The organism is Providencia sp. PROV267 (assembly GCF_028477825.1).
GTDB lineage: Bacteria > Pseudomonadota > Gammaproteobacteria > Enterobacterales > Enterobacteriaceae > Providencia > Providencia stuartii.
Genome location: NZ_JAMPLX010000007.1, coordinates 178991 through 201736, shown reverse-complemented (window position 1 = coordinate 201736; position 22746 = coordinate 178991). Strand labels below are relative to the sequence as shown.

Below are 22746 nucleotides of genomic sequence, written 5' to 3'. Positions count from 1 at the left end.
ATGGGTGACATCATCAGTCAGTAAAGAAACAGTAATGAGCCAAGAATATACAGAAGACAAACACGTTCGATTAAAAAAACTCAGTAGTGGAAGACGGCTACTCGAAGTCATTTTGCTTGCCATTTGTTTAAGTGCCATTTTCTTAATGGTGGCATTAATGAGTTTCAATCCTTCAGATCCAAGCTGGTCGCAAACCACATGGAATGCACCGGTTAAAAATTTGGGGGGAAGTGTTGGCTCTTGGAGTGCGGATATTCTCTTTTCGGCTTTTGGGATTTTAGCATTTGCAATTCCACCTCTACTGCTACTCGGTTGTTGGGCGATTTACCATTATGAAAGCCAACGTCGTTATATTGACTTCTTTTCGTTGTCATTGCGCTTAATTGGTGGGTTAGCGCTGATCCTCTCATCATGCGGTCTTGCTGCGCTTAACTTTGACGACTTACCGAATTTCGCGTCCGGTGGGGTGATTGGCAGTGTGTTTAGTAATGCGATCATGCCATGGTTTAATTCTTTAGGTGCAACACTGGCATTGCTCTTTTTATGGGCAATTAGCTTTACACTGTTTACGGGCTGGTCATGGTTGACGATTGCCGAAAAAATTGGTGCGGCGGTATTAATTCCTATCACATTAATGACTAATCGTGCGCGCGGCGATGATTATGATGCGTATGATGTTGAAGAAACAGAAGATGCGTTACAGCGGGCGCAGGAGGCAGAGCGCCAAGCGATTGATAATGTAGACAGTGACGATGTTTTGTTCTCCGCTCCCTCAATTAGTGAATTAGCCGCAGTAGAAACCGAAGAGGTTCAACCCACAGAAGAAGCGGCTCCTTTGGCTGCCAATCAACCTATTGATGAAGTTGAAGAACCCCTTGCGTTTTCAGCTTCTGAGCCGCAAGAAGCTTATCATTTTGAAGTGCCGGATGATTATCAACCTGTTGTATATGATAGGGATTTCCAATTCAAAACCAGTGAGCCTCAGGCACAAGTCGCGGAGCCAACAGGCTACCAACCTGAAAGCCATAATGTATCTCCAGAGAATGGTGTGGTTAACCAACCTGCCAATCATCATACACATGAGCGTTGGGGGGCAGAGGCACAACCTGCTGCAACGACACCGACAGAACATACTGATAATCCATCATTAGCAAACCTAACAGGGCAGCAAAATGTATCGATGCCAGCTTCTTCTATCAGTGAGGCGGTTTCACAGGCAAGTGGGCGATCAGTAACAGATAGGCTAGCCGATCCCGCTGCATTGGCAGCCGCTGGTATTTCCGTTGCGGCTCTTGAGCGCCACGCTCAGGTTAAACAAAATATGGAGCCTGAATTGCCTCGCCCAAATCCTGTTCGGTTACCAACCCGTCGGGAGCTATATGGCATTCGCATTCCTTCTCAACGTGATGCTGAACTTCAGCGCCGTAAAGAAGAAGCTTTGCAACGTGAGCAGATTTATCAACAATGGTCTGCTGCGTCAGAGAATGAACCACAACAAGATGAAGAACAAGAAAATAGGCTCCGTGAGCAATTTTTGCAGCAACAGCGCGAACGGTACGGCAGTGATATTGAGCATCATGATGAGACTGAGTCACCAATATCTCATCAGGCTGAAGTGACGCCAACGCCAGAAAAAGTGGTTCATTATACTCAACCTGAAATAGAGCATCGTTGGTCTTCTGCGCCCGCTTCTGTTGAACAAACTGAGCAAAATACTCATCACTTTAGCCAGTCTAAAAATACCTTCTCAGCGCAAGATGATGATGAGAATGCGGGTTATAAAGTTGAACCTAAATTCGATCTGAGTGAACATATTTCGGTATTAGATGAATTTTCGCCAGTTAATGATTTGGTTAATGAAGAGCCTGCAGATCCTTTATTTATGCCGTCATTTAGTGCAACGAGCGTGGAGAATACAAACAATACACCTCAAGTGAATGAGGTGACAAAACATGTCGCTCCAACACCGGATATCTCTGCTAATCAGTCGCACACTTTTGCTCCGCTGCAACAACCACAACAGCAGCAACAACAACCACAACAACCGCAGCCACAACAACCGGAGCCGCAGCAAGACAGCCTGTTCCACCCGTTCTTGGTACGCAATGATCAACCATTGCCAAAACCAACGACGCCTATGCCTTCTTTGGATTTGTTAACTACGCCACCAACACAAGAAGAGCCTGTTGACATGTTTAAATTAGAGCAGACAGCACGGTTGATTGAAGCTCGCTTAAATGACTATCGGGTGAAAGCGGAAGTGGTCGGCTTCTCTCCGGGGCCGGTGATCACTCGATTCGAGCTAGATTTGGCACCGGGGGTAAAAGCGGCGCGGATCTCCACTTTATCGAGAGACCTTGCCCGTTCACTTTCTACCACGGCGGTGAGGGTTGTTGAAGTGATCCCCGGCAAGCCATATGTGGGGCTTGAATTACCGAACGAAAAACGCCAAACAGTCTATTTAAGAGAAGTACTGGACTGTGACGAATTTAGGCATAGTGCATCACCGTTAACAATGGTGTTGGGTAAAGATATCGAAGGCGATCCGGTTATTGCGGATTTGGCGAAAATGCCACACTTACTCGTTGCGGGGACAACAGGCTCAGGTAAATCGGTAGGGGTCAACGCGATGATCCTCAGTATTTTGTATAAATCGAAACCTGAAGATGTCCGTTTTATCATGATCGACCCGAAAATGTTGGAACTGTCTATTTATGAAGGCATTCCACATTTGCTGACAGAAGTCGTGACTGACATGAAAGATGCTGCTAACGCATTGCGTTGGTGCGTCAATGAAATGGAACGTCGCTATCGCTTAATGTCGGCGCTTGGCGTACGTAACCTTGCTGGCTACAACGATAAAATTAAAGCTGCCGAAGAGATGGGGCGACCTATTCCTGACCCACACTGGAAACCGAGTGACAGCATGGAAACTGAGCATCCAATGCTGAAAAAAGAACCCTATATTGTCGTCATGGTTGATGAATTTGCTGACTTGATGATGACGGCAGGGAAAAAAGTTGAAGAGTTGATTGCTCGCCTAGCGCAAAAAGCACGTGCAGCAGGTATCCACCTAGTATTGGCAACTCAGCGCCCGTCAGTGGATATCATTACAGGTTTAATTAAAGCAAACATACCTACGCGTATTGCCTTTACAGTATCAAGTAAAATTGACTCTCGGACTATCCTCGATCAAGGTGGCGCAGAGTCATTATTGGGAATGGGGGATATGCTGTATTTACCACCTAACTCATCGATTCCTGTTCGTGTCCATGGGGCATTTGTCCGTGACCAAGAAGTGCACGCGGTGGTGAATGATTGGAAAGCCCGCGGTCGCCCAGAATATATTGATAGCATTACCAAATGCAGCGATGAAAATGAAGGGGGCGGTTATGATAGCGCAGAGGAAGAGTTGGATCCTCTGTTTGATCAAGCCGTCGAGTTTGTTGTAGAGAAACAACGCGTTTCTATTTCAGGTGTTCAACGTCAGTTCCGCATTGGTTATAACCGTGCTGCGCGAATTGTTGAGCAAATGGAAACGCAAGGGATTGTCAGTGAGCCGAGACATAATGGAAATCGCGAAGTGCTTTCCCCACGGCAAGCTGATTACTAACCTTGTTGTCGATGAGTTGCGAGAGCAATAATAAAGGCATAGCGCCTATTAAGGTATCAATAAAAGGTCTTTGTTCGATGAAAAAAATGATGTTATTGGGGGCGTTGGCCCTAAGTTTACATATCGGCTCAGTACTGGCAGATGCCAGCCAAGACCTTCAGGATCGCCTGAATAAGGTCAATAGCTTCCACGCTAGCTTCTCTCAAAAAGTCACCAGCCCAGAAGGTGACCTCGTACAAGAAGGTGTGGGGGAATTATGGCTTCAGCGCCCTAATTTATTCAATTGGAATATGACGTCACCTGATGAAAGTGTTTTAGTGTCTGATGGCAAAAATTTGTGGTTTTATAACCCGTTTGTTGAGCAAGTCACTGTCACTAACTTAGCGGATGCGACTCAAGATACCCCATTTTTATTGATTACACGTAATAACCCAAGAGATTGGAAACAGTACTCTATTATTCAGCAAGGTAATACATTCGACTTAAAACCCAAGTTGAGTAATGGCACATTAAAACGTTTTTCAATTACGGTTTCTCCAGAAGGCACCATTGAGAAGTTTTCAGCCGTTGAGCAAGATGGGCAAACAAGTGCTTACCAATTGAAAGAACAAAAAAATGGTAATGTCGATAAGCGTAAGTTTACATTCACTGTGCCGGAAGGGGTCACATTGGATGACCAACGCTCAGGTGGTAAATAAGAGGAAATAGTGGGCAACCTATCACTCGATTTTTCACAAAATGAATTTCAACCTCTGGCAGCGCGTATGCGCCCAGAGGTTCTTGAACAGTATATAGGCCAAAAACATTTGCTTGCTGAAGGTAAACCATTACCCAGGGCAATAAAAGCAGGTCATTTACATTCAATGATTTTGTGGGGGCCACCAGGAACAGGCAAAACCACATTAGCCGAAATTATTGGTCACTATGCACAGGCAGATATTGAACGTATTTCTGCCGTTACGTCCGGTATTAAAGAGATCCGTGAAGCGATAGAGAAAGCTCGCCAAAATCGAGATGCGGGTCGTAGGACTATTTTATTTGTTGATGAAGTGCATCGTTTTAATAAAAGTCAGCAAGATGCGTTTTTACCACACATTGAAGATGGCACCATTACTTTTATCGGCGCAACCACAGAAAATCCTTCGTTTGAACTCAATTCCGCATTATTGTCGCGTGCACGGGTCTATCTACTGAAATCTTTAACGGTAAGCGATATTGAAGATGTGTTGCAGCAAGCCATGGAGGATCCCAAGCGAGGCTTAGGCGGGCAAAATGTGATTTTACCCGATACCACACGTCAATTAATTGCCGAGTTGGTTAATGGTGATGCGCGTCGCTCCCTCAATCTTTTAGAGATGATGGTGGATATGGCGGAAACCGATAGCCATGGTCAGCGTATTTTAACGGCTGAATTACTAAAAGAAGTCAGCGGTGAACGTACAGCGCGCTTTGATAATAAAGGTGATCGTTATTACGATTTAATCTCTGCCTTGCATAAATCAGTACGAGGCTCGGCTCCCGATGCCGCTTTATATTGGTATGCGCGGATTATTACCGCAGGTGGTGATCCACTTTATGTGGCTCGGCGCTTGCTGGCTATCGCATCTGAAGATGTAGGGAATGCCGACCCGCGAGCGATGCAGGTCGCTATTTCCGCATGGGATTGCTTCACTCGGGTTGGTCCTGCGGAAGGTGAGCGTGCGATTGCTCAAGCTATTGTTTACTTGGCATGTGCACCAAAAAGTAATGCAGTTTACACGGCTTATAAAGCCGCGTTAGCGGATGCGCAAATGCAGCCTGATTATGATGTACCTGCCCATTTACGTAATGCACCGACAAAACTGTTGAAAGAATTAGGGGCGGGGAAAGAGTATCGCTATGCTCATGACGAAGAAAATGCTTATGCAGCCGGTGAGGTTTATTTCCCACCTGAAATGCAACATACCCAATATTACCACCCAACGAATCGTGGTTTAGAAGCGAAAATAGCAGAAAAATTAAACTGGTTAGCGCAACAGGATCAAAATAGCCCAACAAAACGCTATCGCTAATGTGGGCAATGCGGTAAGGTTATAAGAAATATTTTTTATAAAATTATTTAGGTCGCCTTCACAATAGGCGGCTTGATGGTGTAACGAGTATAATGCCGGAATGTGTTATACTCCCTTTCAATATTGACTAACAATAATCACAGGATAAGCATGCTCGATCCCAATTTACTGCGTACGGAGCTAGACGCGGTTGCTGAAAAACTGGCTCGCAGGGGTTTTACCCTTGATGTGGAAAAGCTGCGTGAATTAGAAGAACGCCGCAAAGTTTTGCAAGTTGAAACTGAATCCCTGCAGGCAGAGCGTAATTCGCGATCGAAATCCATTGGTGCAGCTAAGGCGCGTGGTGAAGATATCGAGCCTTTACGTCAGGAAGTGAACCAGTTAGGCGAAAAATTAGATGCTGCTAAGTTAGCATTAGATAAGCTACAACAAGAGATCCGTGATATTGCATTAAGTATCCCGAATATGCCTGATGATGCTGTTCCTGATGGGAAAGATGATTCAGATAACGTTGAGGTTGCCCGTTGGGGTGAACCACGCCAATATGACTTTGAAGTTAAAGATCATGTTAGCCTTGGCGAACTCGCTGGTGGTCTAGATTTCCCCGCGGCCGTTAAACTGACAGGCGCGCGTTTTGTGGTGATGAAAGGGCAAATTGCTCGTCTACACCGTGCACTGGCTCAGTTTATGCTGGATTTGCATACTGAACAGCATGGCTATCAAGAGCTGTATGTACCGTATTTGGTTAACCATGATACGCTTTATGGCACTGGTCAATTACCTAAATTTGGTGAAGATCTGTTCCATACTAAGCCGCTTGAAGAAGAAGCGGAAAGTACTTATGCATTGATCCCAACAGCAGAAGTGCCGGTCACCAACTTAGTACGTGATGAAATCCTTGATGAAGATGCATTACCACTAAAAATGACTGCGCATACACCATGCTTCCGTTCAGAAGCGGGTTCTTATGGCCGTGACACGCGTGGGCTTATCCGTATGCACCAATTTGATAAAGTCGAATTGGTACAAATAGTGCATCCTGAGAAATCGATGGAAGCATTGGAAGAGCTAACCGGTCACGCGGAGAAAGTGCTGCAATTACTGAAATTACCCTATCGTAAAGTGATCCTTTGCACTGGTGATATTGGTTTTGGTTCACGTAAAACCTATGACTTGGAAGTTTGGTTACCAGCTCAGAATACCTACCGTGAGATTTCTTCGTGCTCAAATATGTGGGATTTCCAAGCTCGCCGTATGCAAGCACGTTTCCGCAGTAAAGGTGACAAGAAAACACAGTTGGTGCATACACTGAATGGTTCTGGTCTTGCTGTTGGTCGTACGTTGGTTGCTGTATTGGAGAATTACCAATTAGCAGATGGTCGTATTGAAGTACCAGAAGTATTACGCCCATATATGAAAGGCCTAGAGTACATCGGTTAATCAAGTTAAATTAACTAAAACAGAAAACGCCACTTATTAGTGGCGTTTTTTTTACAACCCACTGATACGTTGCTGGTTATTATGCTTCACTATTAACGGTTGTTACAGGATAAGAAACTAAGGGTTTGATCTCTTTAAGCACGAACATACTTTGCATTTCTTTAATACCAGGAAGCCGTCGGATCACAGACATCGCGAAATCGGCATAGGAATCTAAATCATGGGAAACCACTTGCAATAAAAAGTCGGCATCTCCCCCGATGCTGTAGCATGAAACAACATTTTCTAACTCACTGACTTCTTGTTCAAATTTCTTTGCTTCCGTTTCACTATGGCTGTCGATAGTGACACGCACAAAAACCATAACACCTAAACCAATTTTTTTGCGGTTAAGAATAGCTCGATAGCCTTGGATGACATCATCGTCTTCTAATTTACGGACGCGTCGCCAGCAAGGGGATGCTGACATACCGACTTTATCAGCGAGTACTTGATTTGTAATACGTGCATCGTCTTGAAGGAGTTTAAGAATCTTGATTTCTGTCTTATCTATTGCCATAGCGGGTATTTCCTTTCGGAATATATTTATAAATAGGTAATTTTCTTCTTTTAGCTACTTTACTACAGATAAGATAGGCAGCAAATTTCTATTTATTGATGACATAATTGTTACAGTTCACGACCAGAAGAACCTTATGTTATCAAAAATTATGAAAAGGGGATTTTATGCAATTTGATGCATCTATTCATCGTTGTGCCATCATCGTCAATCAAGATCTAGCATTAGGGCTTGCTATGAATGCTGCAAGTATCATTGGTGTAGGGATAGGCAACAAAATTACCCAATTAATAGGGAATGATTTAATGAGTGCAGATAATATTTATTATCCTGGGGTCATCAGTGCATCATTACCTATATTAAAAAGCTCGCCTGAGCGAATAAAGCAAATTCAAAAAGAAATAGCAGAGCATGAAGATATTTATATATTACCTTTTAGTTTAATTGCTCAGTCTTGTAAAAGTTATGATGACTACACTCAAAAATTAACTAACACTCTAGATCAAGAAATTCAATTAGCAGCTATTGGTTTGGTAGGGAATAAAAATAGCATCAATAAATTAACCGGTAATTTATCATTATTTAAATAAGCGTTATATCTCGCCATTCTACTGTAGGTTAATCATATGATAAGCATAACACAATTGCTCTCTTATGCGAGTGCATTGGCGATTGCTGCCGTTATTCCAGGGCCCGGAATGACCGCAGTCGTCGCACGTACCTTGAAGGGTGGCGTAACAATGGGGTTTGCACTACTGAGTGGATTAATTTTAGGGGATATTATTTATCTCTCTTTTGCGATATTCGGCCTAGTATTCGTTGCTGACCACTTAGCCGCGATCTTTAATTTAATTTATTGGTTTGCTGCACTGTATTTATTTTGGTTAGCTTATGTCTTTTGGCGCCACGATGCCCAACCATTAAATACTGTAGGTGCTATATCAAAAAAGCAGTTAGCTATTGTGAGTGTTTCCGGTCTTGCCATTACATTAAGTAATCCAAAAACAATCGCTTTTTATATGGCAATATTACCGTTAGTCATTTCTTTAAATGAAATGACTATAACGATTTGGAGCACAGTATTAGTTCCAACTACGTTATTAATATTACTTTTAGTTGGCATGATATTTATCTTTGGTGCAAAGAAGGCAAGTAAATTTTTATCGAGTACGAAATCGCAGAGAGTGATCTTTCGAGGAACCGCTTTGATCATGTTTACCGCAGCTATTGGTATGCTGTTTAAAACGCAATAAATGATAATGGCTCTACATGAGTGTAGAGCCATTAGGGTGTTTAATACATGACCTTGTGGCCGTAGCTTTCAAGGATGCTTTTGACACGTTCCATGATCTCTTTTGAAGGGGGCTTAACGCCATCGAGTTTATACTCCTCGCCCATGGTTTCCCATTTATGTTTGCCTAACTCATGGTAGGGGAGCAATTCGATTTTCTCGATGTTTTTCATATCCTTGGTAAATTCGCCGAGCAGATGAACAGAGTGGTCATCATCACTCCAGCCGGGAACAACGACATAACGCACCCAAGTTTTTTGGTTACGTTTGGCAAGATAACGAGCGAACTCGAGTGTCCGGTGATTAGAAACGCCGACCAATGTTTGGTGAATATCATCGTTGAGCTGTTTTAAATCGAGCATAACGAGATCGGTCACCTCCATTAGCTCATCAATCACGGGATCATAGCGACGTACAAAGCCGTTTGTATCAAGGCAAGTATGGATATTTTGCGCTTTACATGCACGGAACCAATCACGAACAAATTCAGCTTGTAAAATCGCTTCGCCGCCCGATGCCGTTACGCCACCACCTGTGGCATTCATAAAGTGGCGATAAGTAACAGCTTCTTTCATTAACTCTTCGACGGTAACCATCTTACCGGTATGGGTGTCCCAAGTATCACGGTTATGACAATATAAGCAGCGCATTAAGCAGCCTTGAAAAAAGACAATAAAGCGAATACCAGGGCCATCAACAGTACCACAAGATTCAAAGGAATGGATACGTCCCAGCGTCGCAGGAGGCGCAGTGGTGCTTAAATCAGCGGTTGGGATAATATTGGTTGTTGTCGACATAGCAGGAACTCCAAAAATACCTGTCATACTTAAATATATCGTTATTAGTGGGGAATTGACTTAAAGTATTCAGGTTTAGTTCTAAAAAAGCCCCATAAGGCTGGGGCTTTTTAGTTATTTTAATTGACTTATTAACCTAATTATTACATTGAACTTGTGAAAGTACGAGTAATAACGTCTTGCTGTTGTTCTTTAGTCAGTGAGTTAAAGCGCACTGCATAACCAGAAACACGGATAGTTAACTGAGGATACTTCTCTGGGTTTTCCATCGCATCCAACAACATTTCACGGTTCATTACGTTGACGTTTAGGTGCTGACCGCCTTCGATAGAAGCTTCATGGTGGAAGTAACCATCCATTAGACCGGCTAAGTTCGCTTTACGAACCTCATCATCTTTACCTAATGCATTTGGTACGATAGAGAAGGTATAAGAGATACCATCTTTCGCGTAAGCAAATGGCAGTTTAGCGACAGAAGTCAGTGAAGCCACAGCACCTTTTTGGTCACGTCCGTGCATTGGGTTTGCACCTGGTCCGAATGGTGCGCCAGCACGACGACCATCTGGTGTGTTACCTGTTTTCTTACCATAAACCACGTTAGAAGTGATTGTCAGGATAGATTGAGTTGGTACTGCATTGCGGTAAGTCGGCAGTTTCTGAATTTTCTTCATGAAACGTTCAACTAAGTCACAAGCAATATCATCGACGCGAGGGTCGTTGTTACCAAATTGTGGGTATTCACCTTCGATTTCAAAGTCAATCGCGATGCCGTCTTCGTCACGAATTGGTTTTACTTTCGCATATTTAATTGCAGACAGTGAGTCAGCAGCGACAGATAGACCTGCGATACCACAAGCCATTGTGCGGTAAACGTCACGGTCATGCAGTGCCATCAGAGCCGCTTCATAGCTGTATTTGTCATGCATATAGTGAATGATATTCAATGCAGTGACATACTGAGTTGCTAACCAATCCATAAAGTGATCCATACGATCCATCACAGTATCGAAGTCAAGTACTTCGTCCATGATAGGAGCGTGTTTAGGACCTACTTGCATTTTCAGTTTTTCATCAATCCCACCATTGATGGTATACAGCATGGTTTTCGCTAAGTTAGCGCGAGCACCAAAGAACTGCATTTGTTTACCAACTACCATTGGGCTGACGCAACATGCGATAGCATAGTCATCGTTGTTGAAATCTGGGCGCATTAAGTCATCGTTTTCATACTGAACTGATGAAGTATCGATAGAGACTTTTGCAGCGAATTTTTTGAAGCTAATTGGCAGTTTCTCTGACCACAGGATAGTCATGTTAGGCTCTGGAGAAGGGCCCATGGTATACAGTGTATTTAAGAAACGGAAGGTGTTTTTAGTCACCAGTGTACGGCCATCAAGACCCATACCTGCCAGAGATTCTGTTGCCCAAATTGGGTCACCAGAGAACAGCTCATCGTATTCAGGAGTACGTAGGAAACGAACCATACGTAGCTTCATGACTAAGTGGTCAATCAGCTCTTGTGCTTCTTGCTCTGTCAGTTTACCAGCTTCAAGGTCACGTTGGATATAAATGTCTAAGAAGGTTGAAACACGACCAAATGACATTGCCGCGCCGTTTTGTGATTTCACTGCCGCTAGGTAAGCGAAGTAAGTCCACTGAACCGCTTCTTTAGCGTTAGTCGCAGGACCTGAAATGTCATAACCATATTTTGCAGCCATTTCTTTGATTTGGCCTAATGCACGGTGCTGTTCAGCAATTTCTTCGCGCAATTGAATGGTCATTTGCAGGTCTTCACCGTTCTCTAATCTTTCTTGCAGTGAAGTGAACTGATTAAATTTGTCTTTCATCAGGAAATCAATACCGTACAGAGCAACACGACGGTAGTCACCGATGATACGACCACGACCATATGCGTCAGGCAGACCGGTTAAGATACCTGATTTACGGCATTTTAGGATGTCTGGAGTGTAAACATCGAAAACGCCTTGGTTATGGGTTTTGCGGTATTCAGTAAAGATTTTTTTCAGGCTAGGATCTAAAGTGCGATCATAGGCTTTACATGAATTTTCCACCATTTTGATCCCACCGAATGGGATAAGTCCACGTTTTAGAGGTGCATCTGTTTGCAGACCAACGATTTGTTCTAAATCTTTGGCGATGTAACCCGCATCATGGGAAGTGATCGTTGATGCAACATCAGTGTCAAAATCAACGGGGGCATGAGTACGGTTTTCGATTTTGATTCCTTCCATGACTTTTTCCCACAGCGCATCTGTTGCTGGGGTAGAGCCTGCTAAGAAAGATTCATCACCTTCATATGGAGTGTAGTTTTTCTGGATGAAGTCACGCACATCGACGTTTTCTTTCCAGTTACCTTGGTTAAAACCTTGCCATGCTAAAGCGAATTTTTCATTTAATTCTGACATGATACTTTTACCTTTTAACAATGGATCTTTTAAGGATCTTAATAAATCTTTTCGTGAAAGTAGTGGCTATTAATGTTTTTGACCACCACGTAAATGCATGAACCAGTAAATTAGGCCGACTAAAAGTGCGCCGCCAATGATATTGCCGATAGTAACGGGTATTAGGTTGTCTGTAACAAAGTTGCTAACACTGAGTTGAGAAAAGTGTTCTGGTGAAACGCCAATTTGAGTCCAGAATTCAGCTGGAGCAAACTCTTTGATCATGATACCTAATGGGATCATAAACATGTTTGCAATGCTATGTTCAAAGCCACTCGCAACGAACATGGCGACAGGGAGCACAAGCACCAAAAGCTTATCGGCTAGGCTACGACCTGAGTAGCTCATCCAAACAGCGAGACAAACCATTAAGTTAGCTAAAATACCTAAACAAACAGCCTCAATAAATGTATGGTGCAGTTTATGGTCTGCGGTTTGTAGGACATTAAGCCCCCATTGACCATTTGCCGCGGTATATTGACCAGCAAACCAAATCAAAGCAACAAAGAAGAGCGCGCCGATAAGGTTGCCAACATAGACGTTAAACCAATTTAGGAACATTTGCCCCCAAGTGATCCGCCCTGTAGCTTTTGACACAATGGTCAACACCGTGGATGTAAATAGATCTGCACCGCAAATAACCACGAGCATCAACCCAAGAGAGAAACAGACACCACCGATAAGTTTCGTAAAACCAAAAGGAGCGGCTTGTGCGCCAGTGGTCGCAGTAATATAAAAAACGAATGCGATTGAGATAAAGATACCGGCAGTGAATGCTGACAAGTATGTTATTGCAGGATGTTTATTGGCTTTGTAAACACCAGAGTCATCTGCAACTTGAGCCATTACAGCGGGAGGCAAAAGATTAAAAGGGTTGTCAGCTTTCATACTAACACTCTCTTACTAAGTTGATTAATTATAGCACGCAATCATAGTAACAAACGGCATAACTAAGAAATTTGATATGGATCATGAACCATCGTAAGAAATCAACGTAAATTGTTGAAAAATGGTTAAATTTCGATTTATCTAATTGATTTTTATAAATTAAATATTTTTTAAATTTTATTAAAAATTTTTATATTCTGACTTTGCTCAGGGAATATAGGTAAATAAAACCGGTGATTTGTTATTTAAATATTGCAAAATGAGCGGTGATTTTAATTAATTTAACTTATATAAAGATAATGGCCCGAAGGCCACTATCTAAAAATGATGAGTTAGAAAACAATTAGGCATGTTCACGTTTTGCTTTTTGCAGTTTTTCATAGGCTGCAAGTAGCGCTTGGTGAGCTGGAAGCGCAGTTAATTCATCATCGATGGACCACAAACCATAGAAACAAGATTCGCCAGCAATAGCAGCGGATGCCGCATCGACGGTCTCTTGCCCATACATACGGACAAAAGCGCTATAATATTGTGACGCATCACGTTGTTCTTCTTGGCTCAGTAGTAGTAGGGTATGCAAACAACGATAATAGTTAGCTCGTTCAGCGGTAAAAACGGAGCTATTAAAGTCTTGTGTCCATTCTACCCAGGCTAATGCCTGATCTAGGTCACCACCTGCTAGCGCCAGCATGGATTTTAACTCACCAATACGCAAGTTACTCCAGCCATTATCTTTACCTACGGCAAGGCCAAGTAGCTCTCGTACACGCGTGAAATCATCGAGGCCTTCATCGTCCAATTGCGCTATTAATGCCAGATAATCTTGCTTTTCCCATTGGCTATCAGGCAGCGTGATAATGGTATGACGTAAATGTGCCCCCATCGCATTGTTGGCAATATGCAAGTCTTCGACAGGATAAATATCAGACATACCCGGCACTAAAATACGGCAGGCATAAACCCCTAAGTGGTGATAATCAGCAATATAAACCTCGGCGCCGAGCTGATTAAAAATACCCATAAGTGTTGCAAATTCTTCTTGTGTTGTGCCTTTAAAATTCCAATCGACGAAAGGGTAATCGGCATCGTCTTTAAAGAGATCCCAGCTAATAAGACCACTAGAGTCGATAAAATGGGTCTCTAGGTTAGTCTGCTCAGCCACTTCCTCATCATCGAATGTCGGCGCATTAAACACATCAAGATCTTTAAGGCTACGGCCTTGCAAGAGTTCTGTTACGGTACGCTCTAAAGCAACACCAAAATCAGGGTGGGCACCAAAAGAGGCAAAACAGGTTCCATTTTGTGGGTTAAATAGCACCACGCAAATGACTGGGAATTGGCCACCAAGAGAGGCGTCATAACAGAAAATAGGGAAGCCTTCTTTTTCAAGTGTGGCAACGGCTTCAACCACATTAGGATAGCGAGCCATGATCTCATTTGGGATGGTAGGCAAGCTGATTCGTTCAGCAATAATGCGGTTTTTCACAAAACGTTCAAAGACTTCAGATAAGCCTTGAACACGCGCTTCATTTGCCGTGTTGCCTGCCGACATACCATTAGAGACATATAAGTTGCCGACAATATTCATAGGAATATAAACCGTTTGGTTATCGGATTGGCGAGTAAAAGGCAGTGCACAGATACCACGCTCTTCATTACCCGATTGTAAATCGATCAACTGACTGCCTGCCAAAGCATTATCAGGATCGTAAAATTCACGTAAGCGAGTGTCTAAAATACCTTCCGGTAAGCTATCGTCTTCGGTAAGAGGAAACCATTTTTCATTGGGATAATGAACAAAATCACCTTCAGCGATCGATTTTCCTAAATAGAAATCGGCAAAGAAATAGTTAGTTGATAAACGCTCGAAATATTCACCGAGTGCAGAAGCTAAAGCGGCCTTTTTGCTCGCGCCTTTGCCGTTCGTAAAGCACAGAGGGCATGCTTTGTCTCGAATATGGACTGACCAAACATTAGGAACAGGATTCAGCCATGAGGCTTCTTCAATATCAAAACCGAGTTTTTTCAATTTTGTTTGAAATGCGTCGATGGAAACTTCAAGGGCGGCATCTTTGCCAGGAATAAATGTTTGGCTCATGATTTTGTTACTTATCAATAGGGAGAATTATAGGGGGCTATGATACGGATTTTTGTTACACACCTCACGCAAAATTATCCTAATCCCCACTATTTTGCCTAAAATAATTATCGGTATCACGGAAATGCAGTTTCAAATCCACATAATAACGGTAGTTTATTTAAAGAGAGGTTATAGGATGAAACAGAGTCATAAAATATTACTGGCGACAGCGCTCTCATTGGCAAGTACATCCGTTTTTGCACTACCAAATATTACCGTATTAGCCACCGGAGGAACGATAGCAGGAGGTGGTGAATCAGCAACATCTTCAAGCTACCAAGCCGGAAAGGTCGGTATTGATGCTCTCATCAATGCAGTGCCTGAAATCAAAAAAATAGCGAATCTTAATGGCGAGCAAGTCGTCAATATTGGCTCCCAAGATATGAATGACCAAGTCTGGTTAACGTTAGCGAAAAAAATCAACCAAGAGTGTGATAAAACAGATGGATTTGTGATCACTCATGGTACAGACACGTTAGAAGAAACTGCCTTTTTCCTCGATTTAACAACATCATGTCAAAAACCTATTGTATTGGTTGGCGCAATGAGACCATCGACTGCACTGGGGGCTGATGGCCCTCTCAACCTATATAATGCGGTGGTGGTAGCGACGGATAAATCAGCGGGGGATCGCGGTGTCTTAATGGCAATGAATGATAAAGTGATCCAAGGGCGTGATGTCGTTAAGATGAACACAACCGAAGTGCAAGCGTTTGAGGCAGTAAATGCAGGCCCACAAGGTTTTATCCATGATGGCAAAGTGACTTTTTATAAACCAGCAGATCCTAGAGATAATAAAGCAGCCTTTGATGTCAGTAAATTAGACAAATTACCTCAAGTTGGCATTGTCTATAACTATGCTAATGCCTCTGCTGCCCCAGTGAAAGCGTTACGTGATGAGGGAGTTGAGGGAATAGTGAGTGCGGGGGTTGGGAATGGCAACATGTATAAAACGGTTTTTGATGCATTAGCCACTGCTGCTAAAGAGGATGTGGTTGTCGTTCGTGCCAGCCGTGTACCAACAGGCTACACCACTCGTAACGCTGAAGTGGATGATAACTTATATGGCTTTGTAGCTTCAGAGCGCTTAAACCCGCAAAAAGCACGTGTTTTACTTCAATTAGCCTTGACTGAAACCAAAGATCCTAAACGTATTCAGGCACTTTTTGAAAAATACTAACCCACACTAAAATTAGCGAATAGGGGGAATGACCCTCTATTCGCAGCTTTTCGCAGATAAATCCACCCTATTGGCGACAATATTAGCGGTAATTAGCGCAAAGCAAGGTACTAAGGAAAAGAGTATAAAGAGCCATATTGATGCCGATTGCGCACCTTCAATCCCTCCAGGTGAAGAAAGCCCTGCAAGGTTAGCGATCATACCTGCCAAAGAGGCACCAAAAGCAGTGGAAAATAGCTGTAAGGTCGTAATTGCCGACGACGCTTTTTGAGATTCACTTCCAGCCGAGACTTGCAATACTCGCGTGAGCAAATGTGGCCATGCTGCACCAATACTTGCGCCAGTGATAAATAGACCAATACAAATAATCCATACCTGAAATGCTTCAATAGCAATAATTTTTGTTATGAACAATGCAAGAGTGGTTAGGCCTACCAGTGTGAATAGTGGAGCGAAACGAATAATTCGCACGGCAACCGTCGGCTTTAGTGATGAGGAAGCAATGGCGGCACTTGACCAACCCGCACCGACTAGGGCCGCTAAATAGCCTGATAACAAGGGAGCCACACCATGCAATATCTGTAAAAAATAGGGAACAAAAACCTCTGTTTGTACACTTAGACCCAACAATGCCATCGTGAGGTAAATAGGCGCTAATTGTGCAGAAAAGCGAAATGTTCCCGAAGGGAAAAGCGTATTATGACCACGACGCTCAATAACCATTAATCGAGCACACAGTAAAACGGCAATAAACATCCCTCCAATAGGGATAAATTTGTCTTGACTTAAACTGCCTAGAGAGATGGCGAGCACGGCGCAAGAAAGCAGTAAAAGGGCCTGTAATGGAATCGGCTGTTGAGGGCAGTTTTCATGGGGATTTTTTGCCGGCAAAATCCGCCAAGTCAGCCATAAATAAGGGATACCGACTACGACTAGACACCAAAATGCTCCTCGCCATATATCGTACTCTGCAAATACGCCACCCAGTGCTGGCCCTAGTAATGTTGCCATTCCCCACATACTCGACATCATCGCTAACACTCTCGACCATAAATGTTGAGGAAATACAATGTGTACCATTGAGTAAGATAAGGTGAGTAAAATCCCGCCACCAGCCCCTTGGATCACTCTGCCAAGGAGCATTACTGGCATTGAGGGGGTGATAGCGCAGATAACGGATCCTACAAGAAAAATCAACGTCGCCAGCCCATAACTTTTTTTGGGGCCAAAATAATTGAGGATCCGTGAGGTAAGGGCGGACAAAATAATCGAAGACAGAATAAACAGTGTGGTATTCCAAGCATAGAAATTAATGCCGCCAATATCCCGTACAACGGAAGGTAATGTGGTAATGGTGATATAAACATTAATCGCATGGAGGCAAATCCCCCCCGATAAGGCAAGTGTTAAACAGAGATTCTTACCGGTGAGTAGTGTACGCCAACCTTCCTGCTGACTTTTCTCTATATTCACGTGTGACGGATCCCTCTTATTTCTCTTATTGAATCGCCTTATTTTCCCTCACTAAAATCATTCACTTGATCTGTTTATGAGTGAAAAACTATTCATCAACTAAAGCAGTTATGAATCAACTTAGCAAGTTTGAATGAAACGATTACATTCAAATGTAGTTATTTTTTATGTTGAAATAAGTCCAAAATGCCCATTCTGTCCATAGTGTTTTGCCTGCATTTTATCCTAAATTCAGGATATTAATTCGAGAAACACCATAAACTCGAATAATTAGTACTGTGAATGAATAGAAAAATTAATGTGTCTTGGCTCATATTTTAGGAATAAATATATTTTTAGCCTTAATAATTCGCGTTGCGAAAAATAGGCTAAGTAGGTACTCGTATTTTGTTTATCAAAACTAATCATTACTTAACGGGCGGCTACTGAAATTTATCACTGAAAAATAATATAAAAAACTGAGGAAACATCGAATGGTTAATAAAAATGTCAATCGTGGCAGGGGAATACTCGTGCTTAAAATAGGAATAGCACTCCTTCCTATTAGTTATCAACCAATAAGTTTTTCTGAGCAATTTTTAGATGATTCAACCCTTAAAGGCGGTTTGTATTATTGGCAACGTGACCGTTCGAGGAAAGAGTTAAATCCAGAAAGCGATAAATATAAGAAATATGTCGACAACCTTAAACATTCAACCGTGAATGCCAGCCTTGATTATTCTTCAGGTTATTTTCAGGATGTCATCGGTTTAGATTTAGCCGCATTTACAGCCATAGAATTATCCAATAGTGGCCCAGCGGCGCCTAATGAAATTGGTTTTAGTGATGCAAAAACGCGTTGGGATGAAAAATGGACCGGTGATCGAAGTGGTGTCAGCGTTTATAAAGCAGCGGCTAAAATGCAATATGGTCCGTTTTGGGGCAGAGGCGGTTATATCCAACCAACAGGACAAACACTATTAGCTTCTCACTGGAGCTATATGCCCGGAACTTATCGGGGTTTCGAAATCGGTGGGGTATTTGATTTCGCACAACAAGGGGCCTTGAGCCTGTCATATATGTGGACAGACCGTTATAAAGCGCCTTGGTATCGCGATATGTATAACTTCCGTGAAGCGGATGGTCAAACAGGGATCAGTTATTTGCAATCCCTTGGTTTTAAATATGATTTTAAAAATAACCTTGTTTTAGAGGCGGCTTATGGGCAAGCAAAAGGCTATATGGACCAGTACTTTGCGAAGGCCTCTTATGCTGTTCCTGTGGCTACCCGTGACCTGCGGATGTCTTATCAATTTTATGGAGCAAAAGATAAGGTAACCAATGGTGGCATTAATGATGTTTACGATGGATTGGCGTTCTTGCAAGCCGTGACGTTTGGCTATACCTATGATCAGTTTGATTTTCGATTAGAAGGCACTTATGTGAAGGCAAAGGGGAATCAGGGCTATTTTTTACAGCGTATGACCCCGGGGTATGCGACATCAAATGGGCGATTAGATATTTGGTGGGATGGGCGCTCCGATTATAACGCGAATAATGAAAAAGCGCTCTTTGCGGGGGTGATGTACGATTTAGCTAAATGGGATCTTGCTGGTTGGAAAGTAGGAACATCATATATTTATGGATGGGATGCTAAACCCAGCACGAATACACAATATGCTCAAGATGTAAAATTAAAAGAAACGGCTTGGAACGTTGATATTTTATATACCGTTCAGACAGGTAAGGCGAAAGATACCTTATTTAAATTACATTTTACTAAATATGACAACCATACAGATATTCCAAGCTATGGTGGTGGGTTCGGCAATATATTTCAAGATGAAAAAGATATTAAGTTTATGGTCATGATGCCATTTACTATTTTTTAATAGCGCGGTCACTGCTATTAAAAAATAAAATAGCAGTGGTTGATTTTGAATTTAATATTGAGGTCACAATGAAAAAGAATTATTTAAGTCCTTTAGCATTATTCATATCAGCAACACTTTTTTCTACCGCAGTAAATGCTGAACAATCATCGGCTCAAGTCGTCGATGCATTAAGTGATATAGATGTGAAAATAAATGTGCTTGATAACCAAGCTGGTGAGCATGGTACTCACTGTGCTGCACTGGGTGCCGATTGGGCTGCATGTAACCGTGTCGATATTACCTTAACAAATGGCGATACTGCGATTGAATCCAACGATTGGGCGCTTTATTTTCATAGTATTAGACAGATTCTAAAACAAGATAACCCGCAATTTAAGATCACACATATTACAGGCGACCTTCATAAAATTACACCAACAGAGCAATTTAAAGGGATTAAAGCCCACGAAAAAGTGGTATTACCGCTAACGGGAGAATATTGGCAGGTTAGTTATTCAGACTTTATGCCTAGGTGGTACGCGACATCGGGAGATGCATCCCCACGCAACCTTAAGAGCACTGATACTCAAGATCCAACAACCTTTGTTACCCCCTTTGAACTGAAAAATTGGAAACGAACCGACGCCGATAACAATCTATTAATGACACCAGAAAACCGCTATCAAAAAAACTTAGCGATGAAACCGTTATCTGAGCAGCAATTGCGAGGGCAAATCTTACCTACTCCATTTGATATCAGTTTGCAGTCAGAGGATGTTGATCTGAGTAAAGGCGTTAAATTACAACTAAATGGGCTAACGAAAGGTGAGTTAGCTGTTATTGAACAACACTTACAACTGAGCAAGCTAAAACAAAATAGTCACGGGTTCCCCATTGAAGGAAAAATCGCACCTAAGCAATTTTCTACTGAAGATCAAGTGAGTGGTGCTTACAAATTAGTGATCACACCGCAACGAGCCGAAATTATTGGTTATGACCGTATAGGGTTATTTTATGGTGTAGGTTCATTATTGTCAGCGGTAACTGAAAGTGACACACCGAAAGTGGCAGCAATGGTCGTGAATGATAAACCACGTATGGAATATCGTGGGGTCTTTTTAGACGTTGGACGAAATTTCCACAGTAAACAGGTGGTGATGCGATTAATTGACCAGATGTCACGCTATAAATTAAATAAATTCCATTTTCATTTAACCGATGATGAAGGCTGGCGGATAGAGATCCCCGGTTTACCTGAATTAACGGAAGTGGGAAGTCAGCGTTGCCATGATTTAACTGAGCAAAAATGTTTATTGCCGCAACTCGGGTCGGGGGCTGACAATAATAATATGGGGAGCGGCTATTTCACGCGTGATGACTATATTGAAATTTTACGTTATGCCAAAGATCGCAACATTGAGGTGATCCCTGAAATTGATATGCCAGCCCATGCGCGTGCAGCCGTTGTTGCTATGGAGGCGCGTTATAATAAGTTAAGCGCGGCGGGCGATGAACAAGGGGCAAATGAGTACCGCTTAGTTGACCCATCAGATACTTCAATAACCACATCGGTACAGTTTTATGATAAGCGTAGTTATTTAAACCCTTGCTTAGATTCATCACAGAACTTTGTCAATAAAGTCGTCAGTGAAGTGATGCAGATGCACGATGAAGCTGGTGTTCCACTGAAAACATGGCATTTTGGTGGTGATGAGGCGAAAAATATTCGCTTAGGTGCAGGCTTCCAAGATAAACGCGGCCCTATTGAGCCGGGCAAAGGTATTATTGATAAACAGCGCGAAGATAAGCCATGGGCAAAATCGAAAGCATGTCAGGCTTTAATTCAGCAAGGGGATGTCAGCGATTTTGACCATCTTTCCAGCCATTTTGCTAAACAGGTGAGTAAAAGTTTGCAACAAAAAGGCGTTACAACAATGCAAGCATGGCAGGATGGTTTAAAAGACGCTTCGAGTGCGAAAGATTTCGCCACTGACAATGTTCGCGTTAATTTCTGGGATACTCTCTATTGGGGAGGCTTTGACTCGGCAAATGATTGGGCAAACAAAGGCTACCAAGTGGTTATCTCCAACCCAGACTATGTCTATTTTGATATGCCTTATGAAGTTAACCCAAGTGAAAGTGGTTACTACTGGGCAACACGCGCGAGTGATGAACAAAAAGTCTTTGCTTTTGCCCCGAATAACCTCCCTCAAAATGCTGAAACCTCAGTGGATAGAGATGGGAATCCTTTCAGTGCGAAAAGCGACAAGCCTTGGCCGGGCGTATATGGTCTTTCAGGGCAATTGTGGAGTGAAGCCGTCAGAACGGATGATAAGGTCGAATACATGTTATTCCCTCGCATTTTGCCGCTGGCAGAAAGAGCGTGGCATAAGGCGCAATGGGAAAATGATTATCAATCAGGGCGTGAATATATTGGTGGTAAAACCCAATATGTTTCACAGCAAAAATTAGAAGATGATTGGAACCGTTTTGCGACTATCGTAGGGCAAAAAGAGCTTCGCCGCTTAGATAGAGCCGGAGTTGCCTACCGTATCCCTGTTCCTGGTGCAAAAATTGAAAACGGTGTGCTACTGGCGAATATCAGTTACCCTAGCTTAATTATCGAGTATGCATTGGCAGATAGCGATAACTGGCAGGTTTATTCGGCGGATAACCCACCCAAAGTCAATGGGAACGTCAAAATAAGAGCGAAAAGTCCAGACGGTGCGAGGGCGAGTCGTGTAGAAATCGTGACTCAAAAATAACGGGTATGTGGTGAGGGAGCGAATGAAGAGGCTCCCTCACGGTTTTATCGTCACCATACAATAATCACGTTCTATTACCCGCCGAGCTTGGGTATCAGAACCCTATCAACCATACGACTTAATCTTTACTCAGCTGACAAAGGATTGAAGGGGACTCGTTAGGTTCTTGAAAGATCTCAAAACAGGATAAGTAAGGCATTAATATGAAGTGGGGAAGGCTAGAGCCCAGTG

At 42.8% G+C, this 22746-nt stretch carries 14 protein-coding genes and 2 pseudogenes; 10 read left to right on the top strand and 6 right to left on the bottom strand.

The window, feature by feature from the left end; all coding sequences use genetic code 11:
* Window positions 1-34: 34 nt before the first annotated feature.
* The 5 genes and pseudogenes from PR709_RS19545 to serS all read left to right on the top strand — a co-directional run.
* A pseudogene (locus PR709_RS19545) lies at window positions 35-547 on the top strand (DNA translocase FtsK 4TM domain-containing protein); the annotation flags it as partial.
* 342 nt (window positions 548-889) lie between these two features.
* Window positions 890-3613, top strand: a pseudogene (locus PR709_RS05590) (DNA translocase FtsK); the annotation flags it as partial.
* Between the two features lie 77 nt (window positions 3614-3690).
* Complete coding sequence (gene lolA / locus PR709_RS05585; RefSeq protein ID WP_014657836.1) at window positions 3691-4311, top strand: outer membrane lipoprotein chaperone LolA; 621 nt, start codon at window positions 3691-3693, stop codon at window positions 4309-4311.
* A gap of 9 nt (window positions 4312-4320) precedes the next feature.
* Entirely contained in the window at window positions 4321-5664 is a 1344-nt protein-coding gene (locus PR709_RS05580; RefSeq protein WP_272570808.1) for a replication-associated recombination protein A, read from the top strand.
* 150 nt (window positions 5665-5814) lie between these two features.
* Window positions 5815-7104, top strand: coding sequence for a serine--tRNA ligase (gene serS, locus PR709_RS05575; RefSeq protein WP_040132956.1), 1290 nt, complete (start codon window positions 5815-5817; stop codon window positions 7102-7104).
* 79 nt (window positions 7105-7183) lie between these two features.
* Here the strand turns inward: serS and PR709_RS05570 are convergent, their stop codons facing one another.
* Window positions 7184-7663 carry an Lrp/AsnC family transcriptional regulator gene (locus tag PR709_RS05570; protein WP_004918098.1) on the bottom strand — a complete coding sequence of 160 codons (480 nt, stop codon included), beginning with the start codon at window positions 7661-7663 and terminating at the stop codon, window positions 7184-7186.
* 167 nt (window positions 7664-7830) lie between these two features.
* On the opposite strand from PR709_RS05570, the gene PR709_RS05565 reads away from it, so the two are divergent.
* Window positions 7831-8253, top strand: coding sequence for a DUF2000 domain-containing protein (locus tag PR709_RS05565; RefSeq protein ID WP_004918101.1), 423 nt, complete (start codon window positions 7831-7833; stop codon window positions 8251-8253).
* A 36-nt stretch (window positions 8254-8289) separates the two neighbouring features.
* Entirely contained in the window at window positions 8290-8916 is a 627-nt protein-coding gene (locus PR709_RS05560) for a LysE family translocator (RefSeq protein ID WP_272570807.1), read from the top strand.
* Window positions 8917-8956: 40 nt separating this feature from the next.
* Here the strand turns inward: PR709_RS05560 and pflA are convergent, their stop codons facing one another.
* The 4 genes from pflA to ycaO all read right to left on the bottom strand — a co-directional run bounded on the left by pflA (window position 8957) and on the right by ycaO (window position 15202).
* Entirely contained in the window at window positions 8957-9751 is a 795-nt protein-coding gene (gene pflA, locus PR709_RS05555) for a pyruvate formate lyase 1-activating protein (protein WP_014657838.1), read from the bottom strand.
* A 143-nt stretch (window positions 9752-9894) separates the two neighbouring features.
* Entirely contained in the window at window positions 9895-12177 is a 2283-nt protein-coding gene (gene pflB / locus PR709_RS05550; RefSeq protein WP_004918106.1) for a formate C-acetyltransferase, read from the bottom strand.
* A 69-nt stretch (window positions 12178-12246) separates the two neighbouring features.
* Window positions 12247-13104 carry a formate transporter FocA gene (focA, locus tag PR709_RS05545; RefSeq protein ID WP_004918108.1) on the bottom strand — a complete coding sequence of 286 codons (858 nt, stop codon included), beginning with the start codon at window positions 13102-13104 and terminating at the stop codon, window positions 12247-12249.
* Window positions 13105-13447: 343 nt separating this feature from the next.
* Entirely contained in the window at window positions 13448-15202 is a 1755-nt protein-coding gene (gene ycaO / locus PR709_RS05540; RefSeq protein ID WP_004918110.1) for a 30S ribosomal protein S12 methylthiotransferase accessory factor YcaO, read from the bottom strand.
* 178 nt (window positions 15203-15380) lie between these two features.
* On the opposite strand from ycaO, the gene ansB reads away from it, so the two are divergent.
* Window positions 15381-16424: an L-asparaginase 2 gene (gene ansB, locus PR709_RS05535; protein WP_272570806.1), complete on the top strand. Its 1044-nt coding sequence runs from the start codon at window positions 15381-15383 to the stop codon at window positions 16422-16424.
* 36 nt (window positions 16425-16460) lie between these two features.
* On the opposite strand, the gene PR709_RS05530 is transcribed toward ansB, so the two are convergent.
* Window positions 16461-17897, bottom strand: a complete 1437-nt coding sequence (locus PR709_RS05530) for an MFS transporter (RefSeq protein ID WP_004918113.1) — start codon at window positions 17895-17897, stop codon at window positions 16461-16463.
* A 473-nt stretch (window positions 17898-18370) separates the two neighbouring features.
* Here PR709_RS05530 and chiP point away from each other — a divergent pair, with 473 nt between their 5' ends.
* Complete coding sequence (gene chiP, locus PR709_RS05525) at window positions 18371-19768, top strand: chitoporin ChiP (RefSeq protein WP_004918116.1); 1398 nt, start codon at window positions 18371-18373, stop codon at window positions 19766-19768.
* A 68-nt stretch (window positions 19769-19836) separates the two neighbouring features.
* A complete protein-coding gene (locus PR709_RS05520) occupies window positions 19837-22515 on the top strand; it encodes a beta-N-acetylhexosaminidase (protein ID WP_272570805.1) in 2679 nt (892 codons plus the stop codon).
* The last annotated feature ends 231 nt before the right edge of the window (window positions 22516-22746 follow it).